The organism is Sphingobium sp. EM0848, from assembly GCF_013375555.1.
Classification (GTDB): domain Bacteria; phylum Pseudomonadota; class Alphaproteobacteria; order Sphingomonadales; family Sphingomonadaceae; genus Sphingobium.
Map to the genome: position 1 here is coordinate 1,413,208 of NZ_JABXWB010000005.1, position 15,630 is coordinate 1,428,837.

The 15,630-nt window shown below is 59.9% G+C and carries 11 protein-coding genes and 2 pseudogenes; 5 read left to right on the plus strand and 8 right to left on the minus strand.

Translation table 11 applies throughout. The features are described 5' to 3' along the window. The first annotated feature begins 182 nt into the window (after positions 1 to 182). Entirely contained in the window at positions 183 to 1,094 is a 912-nt protein-coding gene (locus tag HUK73_RS24525) for a LysR family transcriptional regulator (RefSeq protein ID WP_176594359.1), read from the plus strand. 3 nt (positions 1,095 to 1,097) lie between these two features. Here the strand turns inward: HUK73_RS24525 and HUK73_RS24530 are convergent, their stop codons facing one another. After that, positions 1,098 to 1,592, minus strand: a complete 495-nt coding sequence (locus HUK73_RS24530; protein ID WP_176594360.1) for a monooxygenase family protein — start codon at positions 1,590 to 1,592, stop codon at positions 1,098 to 1,100. Positions 1,593 to 1,674: 82 nt separating this feature from the next. Between HUK73_RS24530 and HUK73_RS24535 the strand changes: the two genes are divergently transcribed. After that, positions 1,675 to 2,262 (plus strand): TetR/AcrR family transcriptional regulator, encoded by a 588-nt coding sequence (locus HUK73_RS24535; RefSeq protein ID WP_176594361.1) that lies wholly within the window; start codon positions 1,675 to 1,677, stop codon positions 2,260 to 2,262. A gap of 96 nt (positions 2,263 to 2,358) precedes the next feature. Then, a pseudogene (locus HUK73_RS27020) lies at positions 2,359 to 2,586 on the plus strand (hypothetical protein); the annotation flags it as partial. A 21-nt stretch (positions 2,587 to 2,607) separates the two neighbouring features. Here HUK73_RS27020 and HUK73_RS27340 read toward each other — a convergent pair. Further along, positions 2,608 to 3,360, minus strand: a complete 753-nt coding sequence (locus tag HUK73_RS27340; protein WP_369805629.1) for a DUF4143 domain-containing protein — start codon at positions 3,358 to 3,360, stop codon at positions 2,608 to 2,610. 569 nt (positions 3,361 to 3,929) lie between these two features. Between HUK73_RS27340 and HUK73_RS24545 the strand changes: the two genes are divergently transcribed. Continuing rightward, entirely contained in the window at positions 3,930 to 7,814 is a 3,885-nt protein-coding gene (locus HUK73_RS24545) for a cadherin domain-containing protein (RefSeq protein ID WP_176594362.1), read from the plus strand. 463 nt (positions 7,815 to 8,277) lie between these two features. On the opposite strand, the gene HUK73_RS24550 is transcribed toward HUK73_RS24545, so the two are convergent. Continuing rightward, positions 8,278 to 8,934 (minus strand): hypothetical protein, encoded by a 657-nt coding sequence (locus tag HUK73_RS24550; RefSeq protein ID WP_176594363.1) that lies wholly within the window; start codon positions 8,932 to 8,934, stop codon positions 8,278 to 8,280. A gap of 54 nt (positions 8,935 to 8,988) precedes the next feature. Continuing rightward, complete coding sequence (locus tag HUK73_RS24555; protein WP_176594364.1) at positions 8,989 to 9,819, minus strand: transporter; 831 nt, start codon at positions 9,817 to 9,819, stop codon at positions 8,989 to 8,991. 275 nt (positions 9,820 to 10,094) lie between these two features. Here HUK73_RS24555 and HUK73_RS27345 point away from each other — a divergent pair. After that, positions 10,095 to 10,247 (plus strand): annotated as a pseudogene (locus HUK73_RS27345) (transposase); the annotation flags it as partial. Positions 10,248 to 10,437: 190 nt separating this feature from the next. Here HUK73_RS27345 and HUK73_RS24565 read toward each other — a convergent pair. The 4 genes from HUK73_RS24565 to HUK73_RS24580 form a co-directional block, all read right to left on the minus strand. Next, a complete protein-coding gene (locus HUK73_RS24565) occupies positions 10,438 to 11,202 on the minus strand; it encodes an SDR family NAD(P)-dependent oxidoreductase (RefSeq protein WP_218036713.1) in 765 nt (254 codons plus the stop codon). Between the two features lie 66 nt (positions 11,203 to 11,268). Further along, a complete protein-coding gene (locus tag HUK73_RS24570) occupies positions 11,269 to 12,450 on the minus strand; it encodes a trans-acting enoyl reductase family protein (RefSeq protein ID WP_176594365.1) in 1,182 nt (393 codons plus the stop codon). A 25-nt stretch (positions 12,451 to 12,475) separates the two neighbouring features. Beyond that, positions 12,476 to 13,960, minus strand: a complete 1,485-nt coding sequence (locus HUK73_RS24575) for an aldehyde dehydrogenase family protein (RefSeq protein ID WP_218036714.1) — start codon at positions 13,958 to 13,960, stop codon at positions 12,476 to 12,478. A gap of 14 nt (positions 13,961 to 13,974) precedes the next feature. Further along, positions 13,975 to 15,627 carry an acyl-CoA synthetase gene (locus HUK73_RS24580; protein WP_176594367.1) on the minus strand — a complete coding sequence of 551 codons (1,653 nt, stop codon included), beginning with the start codon at positions 15,625 to 15,627 and terminating at the stop codon, positions 13,975 to 13,977. Positions 15,628 to 15,630 lie beyond the last annotated feature (3 nt).

Sequence of the window (15,630 nt, forward strand, 5' to 3'; positions counted from 1 at the left end):
GCCGGTTTGTTGCGAATATATGCAACGACCCTCATCTTGTCGGTTTATTGGCTCAACTGAACGAATGTTGGTCTATTTTATAATTTGGTTTGATTCGCCCCAGAGCAGTTATATTTGTCTATTCATCGGCTTGGGCGGCCATGGGAATTGGCAAAATCTTTCCATCCGATGGAAGGAAATCTATGGGCAGGATATCGTGGGACGATCAGCAGGCTTTTTGGGAGGTGCTGGAAACGGGTAGCCTCTCGGCGGCAGCGCGTACCCTGGGCGTGGCGCAGGCAACGATCCGCAACCGGATACAGGCGCTGGAGCAGGCGCTGAAGACCACTTTGTTCCTGCGCGCGCCGGCTGGGCTGATCCCTACTGCCGCCGCTCGCGAGCTGGGCGAGCATGTTCGGACGATGAACAAGGCTTCAAGCGCCTTCGTCCGCGCGGCCGCCACCACTCCGGGCGAAGTGACGGGTCTGGTGCGGATCAATGTGTCGGAACTGTTCGGGCTGGAGATATTGCCGGACCTGTTGTCGCCGCTGCGTGACCGTTATCCCTCGCTGTCGGTCGAAATCCAGCTGAGCAACGGCAGCGCTGACCTGTTCGGCGGCGAGGCGGACATCGCGATCCGCCATTTCCAGCCGACCGTGGGAATGCTCGCCGCGCGCCATCTGGGCCATGATCCGTTCGGCTTTTATGCTTCCACCGACTATCTGCAACGTCATCCGCCGCCAAAGACCATGGCCGATCTCTATCACCATAGGCTGATCGGGCCGGACCGGGCGGAGGCGGCGTTGCGGCTGGCGCGCAGCGTGGACGAAGGGTTGACCCCCAGCGCCTTTGCCATCCGGTCCGATAATATCGCCGTCCATTTCACGGCGGTCCGCGCAGGATTGGGCATCGGTATGTTGCAACGCTCGGCGGCCCGGCGCGTGCCGACGCTGCACCAGATCCTGTCCGATATAGGCCTGCCTCAGTTGGACTATTGGATCGTCATGCATGACAAGTTGCGCAGCACACCGGGCATGGTCGCCGTATTCGAGCATCTCGCCGCGCAGATATCGGCCTATCTGGCGCAGGATGTCCGCATCGCCGAAGCCGCATGATCCTCACTCTGCGGCATGCGCTTTCGGAATGGCGCGGGCGTCACGATCAGCGGCAAGGCGATCACGGGCTGTCATCAATGGACCGACAGGCGCGACGACTGGAGCAAAGGCAGCGAAGCCGGCGCGTTCAGGCATGTTGATATAGACTGACTCCATGCCTCCCGCCGCGAAACAGGCCTCATGCCAGAAGCCGGAGCCTTGCGTGTCCGACAGGAAATTGCGCCACCAGCCTGCATGCGGCTGTTGCCGGGTGAAGGCGAGCAGGCTGTCTTGATCCGACCAATATTGCCGGATGCCGACATGGTTCCACGCAATCAACATCCGGCGGCTGGCGAGCAGGCCCGGTGGACGGTTGCGGGCGATTTCTCCAAGGCCCTTGCCGATCCGCAACAGGGCCGGGATTCCGCTCAGCTTGCGCACCTGAAAGCCAAGGTCGATCACCACCAGGTCGGGATAGCCGGACAGATTGACGGTTTCACGCAGCGGGGCCTGTTGCATGTGCGACACTCCTTGCTTGTTTACACTGCATACATAGCAACTCTTGTTTGCAGTGTAAACAGGGCCATGATAGCGAGCGGCTATGGAGCAGTCGGAAGAAGGACAGGGCGCCCTGCGCCGCACGCTGGTGCGCACCGCCATGGCGATGCTGGAGGCGAATATGCCTGACCTCAGCCTGCGCGCCGTGGCGCGGGCGGCGGGGGTTTCCGCGATGGCGCCCTATCGGCATTTCCCGAACAAGGCCGGGTTGCAGGGCGCGGTGGCGAGCGAAGGGTTCGCGATCCTGACTGCTGACCTGTTGGCGGCGGGGGCGGGGGCGGGGCCTCGCGATCACCTGGTGTTTCAGGGGCTTGCCTATATCCGTTTCGCGCAAACGCGCCCGGCCTTGTTCCGATTGATGTTTGCTGACCGCCGCACGGTGGAACTGGGCGAAGAATGTGAAGCGCAGGCCTATCGCGTGCTGATCGAATCGGTCGAGGCCATTGTCGATACGGGCGTAGAGCAGGCGACGCTGGCCAGTTGGGCGATCGTGCATGGGCTGGCGATGCTGGCGCTGGATGGGCGATTGGATGAGGCTGCGGAGTCTAATATGGCGAATGTGTTGCAGCTGTTCGCCCTTTCCTTGGGCCAGTCCGCCAGTTCAGTGGCGCATGAAGCCCATCCAGCGTAGGTGATGGCGGCCGCATCGGCCGCCAGACCGGTCGCATGTCATGCCCCTCAAGGCACCTCCGCGAAGGGCAGGCCGCCCGTGTTCATGCCGACTGGCTTCAACCGCGCTTACAATCGATGGCGACAGCGCGTGCTCCACGGTTGTTCACCATGCCAGAAGGTAGAGGAACAGATCCAACTGACACCCTCACTCGCCAATCCTCTTTACAAACCCATGGCTCCGGACGATCTCATGGCGAAAGTCGACGACGTGCTTTATTACGTCAATGATGTGTCGCAACCAGACAGATTCTGTAATGCACCTTCATTCGTTAAGTCTCTCTGAATGATTATCTCGTCGTCTGGATCATGCTTCCGTGCCTTCTGGCGCTGCGGCTAGGAGGTTTTCGATTACAAAGCCTTCCCAACTGGCGCCCGCGACAGGATGTCCTAGAACGGCCTCTCGGTCGGCGAGACCAAGGAAGGTGTGGACGAGTCCGCTATCCCGGACATAAATCCGTGGCGATTTGACGAGGCGTTTGCTGCCATTGCTATGCCATGGGGCAAGGCGTCGCACGAGAAGGAGGTCGACGAGCAGGTCTAGATAGTTCGCAACTGTCTGTGATGTGACGCCGAGACTCCGGCTGAACTCTGAAGCATTCAGAAGACCGGATTGATGATGGGCCAACATCGTCCAGAAGCGCCGGAGCGTCTCGGGGGGATATGCGGCCCCATCTCGAGATAGCTGATCCTGCCGGCAAGACTCTCCCCGGATTGGGCCAGCAGATCGATCGACGTTGAGCCTAGCAGCAGGAACCTGCCGGTCCTTAAGCCTTTGCGGCGCCCCTGGTCGATGAGACCCCAATGCTAGAGCATCGTGCGGAAAAGTGGGAACCGGTTTTAGCTTCGCTGAACTGCGTTTCCGCTTAAAACGATGCGATAACAAAAACTTAGAGCGCGCTTCCTGCGTACGATTTAACGCAGCGCGCTCTAGACAGTCTGCAACGAGCAGCAAGATTGTACGAATCAGCGGCCGGGCTGCATGCGCCCCATCCAGGCCATTCTTTTGCTCAAACGCTATTCCCGGGGACCTGCCGTTCGTAAAGCTCGGGGCAGTCATCTTCAAAAGACCAGGTTTGGGACCTTTGCGACTGTTGGCTTCGGGGAAGGCGCTTGGCTATAGTTGCCTTTGGCTATCCTCTCCTATGTACCGTTGCCTGATCATTTAAATAATGACGATAAATTATAAATTTTAATATCGCAGACGCCGCATGCATAATGATATATATCGTTTGATCTAATATTCATTGTGAAATGTTAAATATTTTTAATGCTTACCGTTGATTAAAATCTACCAATTTTGGCAAATTCATGTGATCAATATCAGATTGAATACGGATAGCCTCGAAGAATCGGAGTCGCTCTACAGAGAGTTGGGGCGGCATCGCTGTGGACGCACGCCGCGCCCTTTTGAGCCAGCCGTGGCGTACGTCAGAAAAGCATAGGTTTTTACCGTATCGCTCAGCATGGACGTTACGTTGTAGCCTTAGTGAAAATATGGTTCATATAATATAAAAAAGATCCAGATTTTCTATATGTAATTAAAAAAATTATATCTGTCGTTCTGATGGCAGGCCGGTCGCAAGCTTATGATGTGCATTTTCATGTCAATAAGTTTGGGGAAGTGTCATGTATCTTGGACACAATGTTACACTGGACGGTTCTCTCAACGACTGGCTCAGCACTGATAGAGTCGATAACAATAGTGTTTCTGGCTATCAGGTTTATTCGACAGTCAATAATGGCGATTTCGTTTTTGCCTTGAGTTCCGCAGTGGCGATGGGCGCGGGAACGACCATCTGGCTGAACACCGACGGAAAGGCGGCAACCGGCTATCAGGTCTTCGGATCCACGATTGGCGCGGAATATAATATCAGCGTCGACGCGAACGGCCAACTCAGCCTCTATACGGGCGGACAGGCACAGACCCTTGTTCAGGCCAATCTGCAGGAGGCATGGTCGGCGGATAGGAAGGTGGTGGAATTTCGCTTACCCGCGTCCCTGGTGGGCAATCCGCAGGTCATGTATACTGCCTACGACTTCAACAATCAGACCTACCTGCCGACCAATTATTTTTCCGGGCAGGAATTCGCCGTTTTCAACCAGAGCACGGCTCCATCCACCCCGAACGAGCGTATCGGTATCGTCTATTCGGCGACGACCGCTGCCAATTATTTCAGCACGACCGCCTATTCCCAGCTCTTCATGTCGGCGCAGGAGCAGGCGCAACAGGCGGGGGTCGCTTATGACATATTGACGGAAGCCGACCTCACCAACCTCAGCAAGCTGTCTCAGTACAAGGCGCTCGTCTTTCCGGATTTCCGCAATGTGCAGGCGTCCCAGGTGGAGTCGATCTCTCACACGCTGGAAGCGGCGAGCAAGCTGTATGGCGTCAGCCTGATCGCGTCGGGCGAGTTCATGACGGACGACGCTAGCAATAATCCGCTGACCGGCGATCCCTATGCCCAGATGAAAACATTGTTCGATGCCACGCGTGTAACTGGCGGCACCGGCAATGTGACGATCACGGCGACGGACCCCACTCAGACTGTCCTTACAGGTTATACCAACGGGCAGGTGGTCAACAATTACACCAATGTCGGCTGGAATGCCTTTGCCAGCGTCAGCGGCACCGGACAGCAGATCGCCACCGAAACCATCAATGGCACTTCCTATGCCGCCGCGCTGGCGACACAGACAGGCGCGCGCAACGTCCTCTTTTCCAGCGATGGCGTCATGGCGGACGCCAATATGCTGCAAAAGGCGATCGATTATGCCGTCAACGGCACCAGCATGTCTGTCGGCCTGCACCTGTCGCGCGATACGGGTATCGTCGCCGCCCGCGTCGACATGGACCAGAGCCAGGAAACCGCCGACGTCAGCCCAGGCAATGGCCAGCCCGGCATTTACGATAAGCTGCTGCCGATCCTGACCCAGTGGAAGAACCAATATGATTTCGTCGGCAGCTTCTTCGTCAATATCGGCAATAACCCGCCCGACCAGACGACGAACTGGAGTGTCTCCTTGCCCTATTATAAGGCGATCGCGGCGCTCGGCAGCGAAATCGGCAACCATAGCTATACCCATCCGGAAGATACGAATAAGCTGACGGCGGCCCAGCTCCAGTTCGAGTTCGGTCAAAGCACGACATTGCTGAATCAGGAACTCGCGACCGTCGGCGTTCCTCCGATTCAGGGCATTGCGGTTCCGGGTATGCCGGAAACATTGGCCACGTCCGAAGCCATCATGCAATATGCCGCCACCTATCTGACGGGCGGCTATGCAGGGCAGGGGGCGGGCTATCCCAATGCGTTCGGCTATCTGACGCCGAGCGACCAGAGCAAAATCTACTTTGCCCCCAATACCGTCTTCGATTTCACGCTGATCGAGTTCCAGAAACTGACCGTCGCCCAGGCGGAGGCCGAATGGGCGGCGGAATATAACAAGATCATCGCCAATGCGGACACGCCAATCATCGTGTGGCCATGGCATGACTATGGCGCGGCGGCGTGGGACACGAGCGGCACGGGCGCGCCCAGCCCCTATACGACGGACATGTACACCCAATGGATCGCGCGGGCGGCCAATGACGGCATGGAATTCGTCACGATGGACGACCTTGCCATGCGCATGAAGGCGATGAATGCGGCGAATGTGACGCAAACGGTCAACGGCAACATCATCACCGCCACTGTCACCGGCAGCAATCTGGGCAATCTTTCGCTCGATGTCGACCGGCAGGGATCGCTGGTGATCCAGAATGTGAGCGGCTGGTATGCCTATGACAGCAGCAAGGTGTTCATGCCGCAAAGCGGCGGCACCTTCACGATCACCATGGGCGCGGCAGCGGACGATGTGACCCATATCACCCAATTGCCGATGCGGGCCGTGCTGATGAACCTGACCGGAGACGGCCATAATCTCAGCTTCTCGGTCCAGGGCGAAGGGGATGTAGTGGTCGATCTCGCTTCGACCGGAGCGTCCGGCGTCATCGTCAGCGGCGCCAGTGTCGTCAGCCAGGTGGGCGACATCATGACCCTCGACATTGGCACCAACGGGCTGCACAATGTGACGCTCACCTATTCGCAGGGTCTGGCCATCACGTCGAATGGCGGCGGGGACAGCGCGGCGATTTCGGTGCCGGAAAACGGCACCGCTGTCACGACGGTCACGGCGATCGATACCTTCCCCAACACGGTGCTCACCTATTCCATCGCGGGCGGGGCGGATGCCGCCAAATTCGCCATCGATAGCCATAGCGGCGTGCTGACTTTCCTGTCGGCGCCCAATTATGAAGCGCCCACCGATGTGGGTATGAACAACATCTATGACGTGATTGTGAAGGCATCGGATGGAACGCTGTCCGATCAGCAGGCCATCGCCGTCACGGTGACCAATGTGAACGAGCCGCCGTCAATCACATCCAATGGCGGCGGCGTCACAGCGGCGATCTCCATCCCGGAGAACAGTACGGCCGTGACGACCGTGACGGCAGCCGATCCCGATGCGGGGACGGTACTTACCTATTCCATCGCGGGCGGCGTGGATGCCGCCAAGTTCACCATTAACAGCCAGACGGGCGCGCTGTCTTTCCTTTCGGCACCCAATTTCGAAGCACCGACCGATAGCGGCGCGAACAATGTTTATGATGTGATCGTGCGGGCATCGGACGGCACCTTGACCGCCAGCCAGGCGATTGCAGTCAGCGTCACCAACGTCAATGAAGCGCCAGTCATCACGTCCAACGGCGGCGGTGCGACGGCCCAGATTCAGATGAACGAGAATCTGAGCAGCGTTACCACCGTCAAGGCCACGGACCCCGATGCGGGGGATCATGTCGCCTATTCCATTGGTGCTTCGCTCGACGGAGCCCTTTTCACGATCAATGCCACCAGCGGCGCGCTCGCCTTCATCACGCCGCCGGATTATGAGAATCCGACGGACTCCAATCACGATAATATCTACCAGGTGCGAGTCTATGCCACCGATGCGGCAGGTTTGCAGGATTTCCAGGACATTTCGGTCACGATCCTGAACGTGAAGGGCATTACCCTCACCGCCAGCAAATATGGCTCCATCCTGATCGGGACGGGGGAGGAGGATATATTGAAGGGTGGCGCAGGCATCGACACGATCAACGGCATGGGGGGCAATGACCTGATCACCGGCGGCGGTTCCGGCGATATCCTCACCGGCGGGGCTGGCGCGGACAGCTTCATCTATAATGCCATCAGCGACAGCACGCCGAAAGCGATGGATGTAATCACCGATTTCCAGCAGGGCATCGACAAGATCAACCTGCCGGCCGTTGACGCCAATTCCCTGCTGCGCGGCCAGCAGCATTTTACCTTCATCGGAGACACGAATTTCTCCGCCGCCGGGCAGTTGCATGTCCATAGTGACGGCATCAACACCTTCATTGAGGGCAATACGGACAACAACCCGCTGACAGTGGAATTTCGCATCGAGCTATTGGGCATCCACACGCTGAGCGCCAATGATTTTGTGCTCTAATACCGAGGTTCGATGAGCCTGACTCGTCGAACCTCGGTCAAGCCCGCGCGGTGCCTGAGCGAAACCCACTTGTGATCGGTCGAAGACCGGGCACGATGGTATAACGGCAGGCGCTGGAAGTCATTTCCGTCCCCGAGGGCAGATCCGCCGCATCGCATTGACTTCAAGGGCCATCTGCCGCTCGCGGCGGCCAGGCCTGATCGAGGACGGCTTGTTCGAGCGCTTTCCGTCGATGAGATGGTAGGTCCGACGATCGCCGGCAGGTTCCCGTGCTGGTCCGGTCTTCAGCCTCTTCGCCTTCTTCCCCGGAGTTTGAGCTGGCTGGCGGTGATTTCCCGCCAGCGGTCATGCAGGATCATCGGCTCTCCGCTGACCCCCGCTCAGGTCGGCGAGGCGCGCCGAAGGAGATGGATCGCGCTACACCAGATCAGGCGTAACGCGATCCGCCATCCGTCTGCTTTCTTCAGATACCCAGCAGTGTATTCAGTCGTGTTACAACAGCAGGCGTCAAATTGGTCCTGGTGGATGATGCCAAGGATGTCCGGGCATTCACGATAGCCTGCTGAGCCGCTGCGAGCTTGCTTTGATCCGCTGCGAGCTGATTCTGCGCCGTCGTGAGGTTCGCCTGAGCGGTGGTCACGGCGGACGGGTTGGCCGGGGAAGCGTTCTGCGCCGCGGTCAGGTCTGCCTGAGCCTTGGTGACGGCGGTCTGGTCACTGGCGACGGCGGCCGTGAAGGTTTTGACGTCAGCCTCTGCCTTCAAGGTCGAGGATTTGTAGGTGGCGAGAGCACCCACAACCGACTTGGACGATGCATGTTCCAAAGCCGAATCCGAGGCGTGCGCTGCGTTGAGCTTGCCCAGCAGCGACGCTGCCTTGTCCATGCCCGCATCATTGATATGGGCCGAGGCCGAAGCACCTAGATTGGCGTTGGCCGGCAAATTGCCAAGTCGACCGGCTGCCACGCCTTGTGGGATATGGCTGGTGGCGACCGGCGGCGGTCCGGCGGTGATACCGGCGGGCGGTCCATGGGGAACGCCTACGGGCGGACCGGCAAGGGCCATTCCGGCGGCCAGCGCTGCAATGCCGGTAGCGGCGATATATTTGGTCGGATGTGCCATGATAATCCCTCCTATGACAGGTTGCACATGTTAAAAGGACTGATGGGTCTCGAATCAGCCGAAAATGCTCAGGCGAAGCCCTCCGCCTATGCGGGGGCTGGCATCATTGAGCCCGCCCATTCCGTAGAGCGTAACGCCCCAGAGTTTGCTGACCCGATAGGTCATATAGGGCGAAACGATCGTCTGCCCTTTCAAGCCGTCGGCCACTGGTTCACGATAGGACAGGCTGACGCCGTAATTCTGATTGGACGCAGGGCGATAGTTGAGGCCGCCAGACGCGACCACGCCATTTTTGAGCCGATAGGCAGACGGACTCCCAAGCCATGAATAGCCGACGGAGCCGAACAATATGACTCGCGGCGCGAGCGTCTTGTACAGGCTGGCGGTGGCGGCATAATCGGCTTCGCCTGTGCCGATGCCGGTCTTGGCCGTTGGCGTCTTGATGCCGCCGCCCACTTCGATCGCTGGCAAAATGCCGTTTTCGCGGGTCAGCAGATAGGTGGCGGACAGATTGAGGTCGCCAAAGCCTGAACGGCTGGTAGCGGTGGTGGTGGTGCCGGGCGTCAGGACCACAACGCCGCCGACCAACTGGCCGGGGCCCTTGATGAATTCATAGGGCAGTGTTGCCTGCAAGCGCAATCGTCCGATCTGCGCCTTCAGGTCCAGAGGAATGCTCCAGACAGTGGTGTCGATCGGAGCACCATAATGGCCGGAGGAATAATCCACTCCGGAAGCAGCCTCGAAACTGCTGTCGGCGAACAGGCCACCTGTATGACCGGTATCCGTCGAGGGCGCCTGCACCGAATTTTGCTCGTCCCCGGGGGCTGCGGCCGCGCCGCTGGCAATGCAACCCAGCACCAGACCCAGCCATATTAAATTCCGCATATGAGTACCCTTGTCATTTTGCTGCGGGAGTTCCTCCCGCTATTGCAAACGTCTGGGCGCGATGTTTCCATCCCCTATGTGAATTTTTATCAGGATCGTGTCCCAACGCATGATGTAGGTTCCGACGGTAGCGCTGCTGGACGGACGCGCGCTTTCCATATCGCGCTGGCACGGTCGAGCTGCGCATCCCCAAGTTGCGCAAGGGTAGTTGAGTAGGTCGCCCTGTCCCCCGGACAGGGCTACACAGTGCGGAGCACTGTGTGCCTACTCAACTTCCGGGCTTTCTCGAACCGCGCCGGATGGCCGAGCGTGCGCCGACGGCGGTGATCCAGGAAGCGTATGTTCATGGCATCTCGACCCGTTCAGTCGATGATCTGGTCAAAGCGCTGGGTATGGACGGGATCTCGAAAAGCCAGGTTAGGCGTTTATCGATCATACACCGGCTTGGATAAATGCCGCTGATATCGCTTCTGATATTCTTGCCGACGATATTGAAACTAGAACCAACGGCAGCCGACGCCTCAGTCGAGAAATGGATCAAGACAGGCACGAAAAGAGGCGGCGCTCAGCTATCCAAGGAGCGCCCACAGATGACCCTGGCGCTCCTTGGCTCCATATTTATCCCATATATCCCGATGGAATGATCCCGCCGGTGACGTGAATCAACTGGCCCGTGATCCACCGCGCGTCGTCGGATGCCAGAAGCGATACCGCGTCAGCGAGGTCGGCTGGCTTGCCGATGCGGCGCAGCGGCGTCATACCTATCAGAACCCTGTTCATTTCATCCGTATTTGTCCTGATCAAGTCGGTATCGGTAAAGCCGACGCTGATCGTGTTGACCGTGATGTTGCGGGGGCCGAGCTCGACGGAAAATGCGCGGGTCAGACCCTCAAGGCCCGCTTTCGTCGCGGAGTAGACGCCGCTTTGGGCGACCGGATAGGTTGCGACGACCGAGCTCATATTGATGATGCGGCCGCCTTCTTTCGGCAGGAGCGGCGTGGCCGCTTGGATGGTTGCGATTGGCCCGATGACGTTGACCGCGAATTGCTGGTTTGTGAAAGCCTCGTTGATCTCATTGATGGGTTCTCGCCCGACATCTTTCACGGCGTTGTTGACAAGGATGTCGAGGCGCCCCAGCTCTTTTGCCGTCTTCTGAACCAGCATCTGGGCCTGCGACCAGTCGCCGATGTCGGCCTTGATCACAATTGCCTTACCGCCGGCCCGGTGAATGCGCTCAGCGACCTCCTCGGCTTTGGTTGCTGAGCTTGCGTAATTGATAGCGACCGCAGCGCCGTCCGCTGCCAGCCGTTCCGCCGTGGCCGCGCCGATACCCCGCGACGATCCGGTCACGACCGCAACCTTGCCCTTCAGCCTCGTCATCATTGCTCTCCTTTTCAGTTTCTCGTTCGGAAATCTCTTTGGAAACCTAGCGCCGCAGCCGCGCACTCGTCAGTCCTCGGGCGCGAATTGCATCTCCGCATGGTCGCGAAGGCGCTCGACCAGGGTAGAGCCAAGAATCGCGCCAGGCGTGCCGATGCCGCCCGGTGTGGCGCTTGAGAGAAGATCGATGCCTGCTTCGGCGATCATTCGACTGGTCGAACCGTAGCCGGGATCGTAGCGGCCCTTGACTGCGTAGCGAAGCGTTCGTCCATCTGGCCATTCGCCGACGAACAGCACATCATATCGGCCGTTCCGTCGCTCCTCGGCACTCGGTCCTTCCCCGGGCTTCGGATCATTCTGGTGGCCGATCATCGGCGTTGCCGCGATATGCCTGGCGATGGCTTCGCCCTGTTCGCCGGGTCCGGTCAGGATCATCTCGTCATAGACAAAATCCCTGCCCCACGGATGGCCGAGCAGGAAATTGGTGCGATGGACGTTCTTGACGTTGATTTCTGCCATCACGAAGGGCGCTGCCCAGCTTCCGGTGGCTTGATCGAACGCTGGCGCGTCGGCGGCAGGCTGCGCTGGCCCTTCAAATCCCGGTGTGAGCGCGAATGGGCTCCGCATCCGCCCCGCCAGCGATGGGGACGACGTCATGACCTTATAAGTTCCTTCAAGGCTTGCCGCCGTCCCGCCCGAAAAGCGGCCCTTGAGTACGCGAACGCGACCCTTGACGCGCGGCGCGGGGATTCCGAACCGCTTCATCGCCTCGTTCTGGAGCATTAATACGCCTAGATCGAACGGCACTGAATCGAAGCCGCCCGAAAAGATGATGCGTGCGCCCGATCGCCGCGCTGCTGCGTCGTGACGGTCGATCATGTCGCGCATCCATAAAGGCTCACCGCACAAATCGACATAATCGGTGCCGTGTTCGGCACAGGTGCTCACCAAGGGTTCCCCATAATATTGATAAGGTCCGACCGTGGTCAGCACCACACGAGTCCTATCCGACATACGTGCGAGCGCTTCGGTGTCGTCCGAGGCAGCAACGATGAGTGGCGTATCGGCCGGCGCGCCAATGGCATCGCGAACTTCGGCCAGCTTGCCGGCGTTTCGTCCGGCCATCGCCCATTTGGGCGCACCTGGACGTCCGCCATATTCCTGGACGAGATATTCGGCGACGAGCCGGCCAGTATAGCCGGTCGCGCCGTAGACGACGATGTCGAACTCGCGTGTGTGAGGTGCGGTCATCGGCTTGCTTCCAACTTTCGCGACGTCAGTTGGCTGGGCTCGCAAGCCGGGCGACGGCCTGCTCCGCTGCAGCCGCCGCGGCTGCTGCGACACCTGCGATGCGTTCGGGCGTCAGCGGCGGCACAAAGGCCGGGGCGAGGGCGACGGGCAGATTGCTCTGCGCGATCGGTCGCTGGTGGGAGAAGGTGTCAAACCCGGCCTTGCCATGATAGGCGCCCGAACCGCTCATCCCGACCCCGCCGAACGGCGCGGCATGATTGATGTAGGCGAGGGCGAAGTCGTTGCGCGAAACCGCGCCCGATGTAGTGTTCAGGACGAACTTCCGGAAATCGTCAGTATCCCCGCCATACCAGTAGGATGAGAGCGGATGCTCGCCTGCGCTGGCATAGGCGATTGCTTCATCGATATCGGCGTAGCTGTGCACCACCAGCACCGGGCCGAAAATTTCCTCGGCGTGGATCTGTGCATCCATCGGCGTGTCGACAAGGAGCGTCGGGGGTATGCGACGGCCTTTCGCATCGGGCAACCGCTGCTTTTCTACTTCGGGCACGATCAGGATTTCCGTTGCGCCCTTCGCCTTGGCATCGTCGATCAATCCGGTCACGCGTGTATAATTCGCGTCGTTGATTATCGAGACGACGTCAGGATTGTCGATGAAGGTCGGGAAATGCGATAACACCGCTGCCCGATACGCCTCGATGAAGGCTGTTTTGCCTGCTTCCGGCACAAAGACATAGTCCAGGCACAGGCATACCTGGCCATTGTTGACGAGCCGCGCGGCTGCAATCCGCGTCGCGGCATCGGCGACGTCGGCATCGGGCGCAACGATCGCGGGGTTCTTGCCACCGAGTTCGAGCGTAACCGGGACCAGATTCCGTCCAGCCGCTACGGCGATCATGCGCCCGACCTTTGGCGAACCGGTGAAGAAGAGATGGTCGAACCGTAGATCAGAAAATGCCGTGGCGGTCGCGAGGCCACCGTTGACGACGACAACTTCATCGGGGCGCATCCGTGAAGCGACGGCGCGGGCAAACACTGCGCCGGTGTGCGGCGCCATGTCGGAGAATTTGATCATGACCCGATTGCCTGCCGCGAGCGCCTCGACCGTCGGCACGAACACCAGCACGACCGGGAAATTCCATGGCCCGATGACGCCGACGACACCTTTGGGACGATTCTGGATGACGGTCGGAATGGCTCCGCCCATTGCCGCGGGCGCTTCGGTCGGCGCCATCCACGCCTCGAGATTCTCGCGCGCGAAGTTTATCGTCTCCATCGCGCCCAATATGTCGAGTTCGAGCGAGGTGGTCGTCGGCCGGCTGCCGAAATCGGCCTCCAGTGCTTCGGCAAGTTCGGTGGCATGTTCCAGCACCGCGGCGACGAAGCGATCGATGCGATTGTGCCGGGTTGCGGCATCGGGGATCGGATCGGCCGCTTGCGCGGCGCGCTGCGCATCGAGCAGGCGTTGCAGTTCATCGGGTGCGACCTCGGCGGCCGTGTCGATTGTCATGCTGTTTGTCTCCGTCATGCGTGCAGCCCTTCGGCTGCAATCTTGCGTGCCCAGCCATAATCGGCCTTGCCGCTCGGGCTGCGGATCACTGCGTCGACCCGGACGATCGCCTTGGGTAGCTTGTATCGGGCGAGCCGTTTCCCGGCGTGTGCGAGCAGGTCCTCGTCGGTCGGCGCATGGCCGGGACGCAGTTCGATGATTGCGACGACTTCCTGACCCCAGCGGTCGCTCGGTCGCCCGGCGACATTGACGTCCTTGACGGCCGGATGGTCCGCCAACGCCGCCTCGACCTCTTCGGCGAAGATTTTCTCACCGCCGGAGTTGATCGTCACCGAGTCCCGGCCGAGCAGTTCGATCGTGCCGTCGGCAAGGTAGCGGGCGCGGTCTCCCGGCAGCACCACGCGATGCCCGTCGATCATCGGGAAGGAGCGCTCGGTCTTGTCGCGATCGCCGAGATAGCCGAGCGGGATCAGGCTGTGCCGGGCCAGCCAGCCCGTGCTCGGATCGCCCGGCGCAAGAATTCGGCCTTGGTCCTCGTCGACGATGCACGTCCCCGATGCGGGTGTGAACACGCCGGAGGTCGCCGGCGCCTGGCTGGTGCTGAGGTTCGACAGCTGCGATCCGGTTTCTGACGATCCCGCCACGTCGCCGACGACGACGTGCGGCAGGAGCTTCAATATGCGCTCCTTGACCGAGGCGCTGGTCACCGCGCCGCCAACACCGACGAATTGCAGCGAACTACCGCTATAGCCGCCGCGTTCGAATGCATCGCACATCGGGGTCGCGAAGGCGTTGCCGACGAGGTTCGTGAACTGGACAGCCTCGCGGTCGACGATCTCCCACACCGCTGCTGGATCAAGCCGTTCAACGACGTCAGGAAAGACGGTGGTGCCTCCGGTCAGGAAGGCCGACATTGCCATCCATTGGGCGGCGGCGTGCATGAGCGGGGGCAGGGGCATAAGGACACGCCGCTCAGCGGCGACGACTGTGGCGACCCCTTCGACCAGCGAGGGGGCATCAAGCATGCCTGGCGGAAGGAAGCTGGCCAGCGCGCTTTCGATGATGTTCGCCTGTGGCCATAAGGTGCCTTTGGGCATTCCCGTCGTACCGCCGGTATAAACGATGTAGAGGTCGTTGGCGTCGAGCGGCAGGCCGGGCGCGTCTGCGCTGGAGGCTGCAAGAGCCTCTTCATAGTCGAGTGCACCGGATAGCAGAGCGTTGCCGGATTCATCCGCGACCTGAAGGAGCAGGGCCGGAGTTTGACGAAGCTCGCCAAGGATCGCACCCAGAACAGGCGCAAAACGCGCGTGATAGATGATCGCGCGCGCCGAAGCATCGTCGAGCAGATAGGAGAGTTCGGCCTCGACATAGCGGTAGTTGACGTTGAACGATGCAGCGCGTGCTGTCGCTGCGCCGATCATACCCTCCAGATATTCATTGCCGTTGTGGAGATAGAGCGCAACATGGTCCTGCCCCGACTCCCAAGGCTGGAGGTCGGCGCGGGGGCGGTGGATCGTGACACCGTGCGCCAGCAACAGGTTTGCGAGGCGGTTGCTTCGGTCCGCGATGTCCGCGTAGCTGAGCCGCCGGTCGCGGAAGATGACGCAATCGCGTTCGGGTATTTCTGCGGCGATGGCGGCAAATAATTCAGCGAAATTGTAGCGCATCAG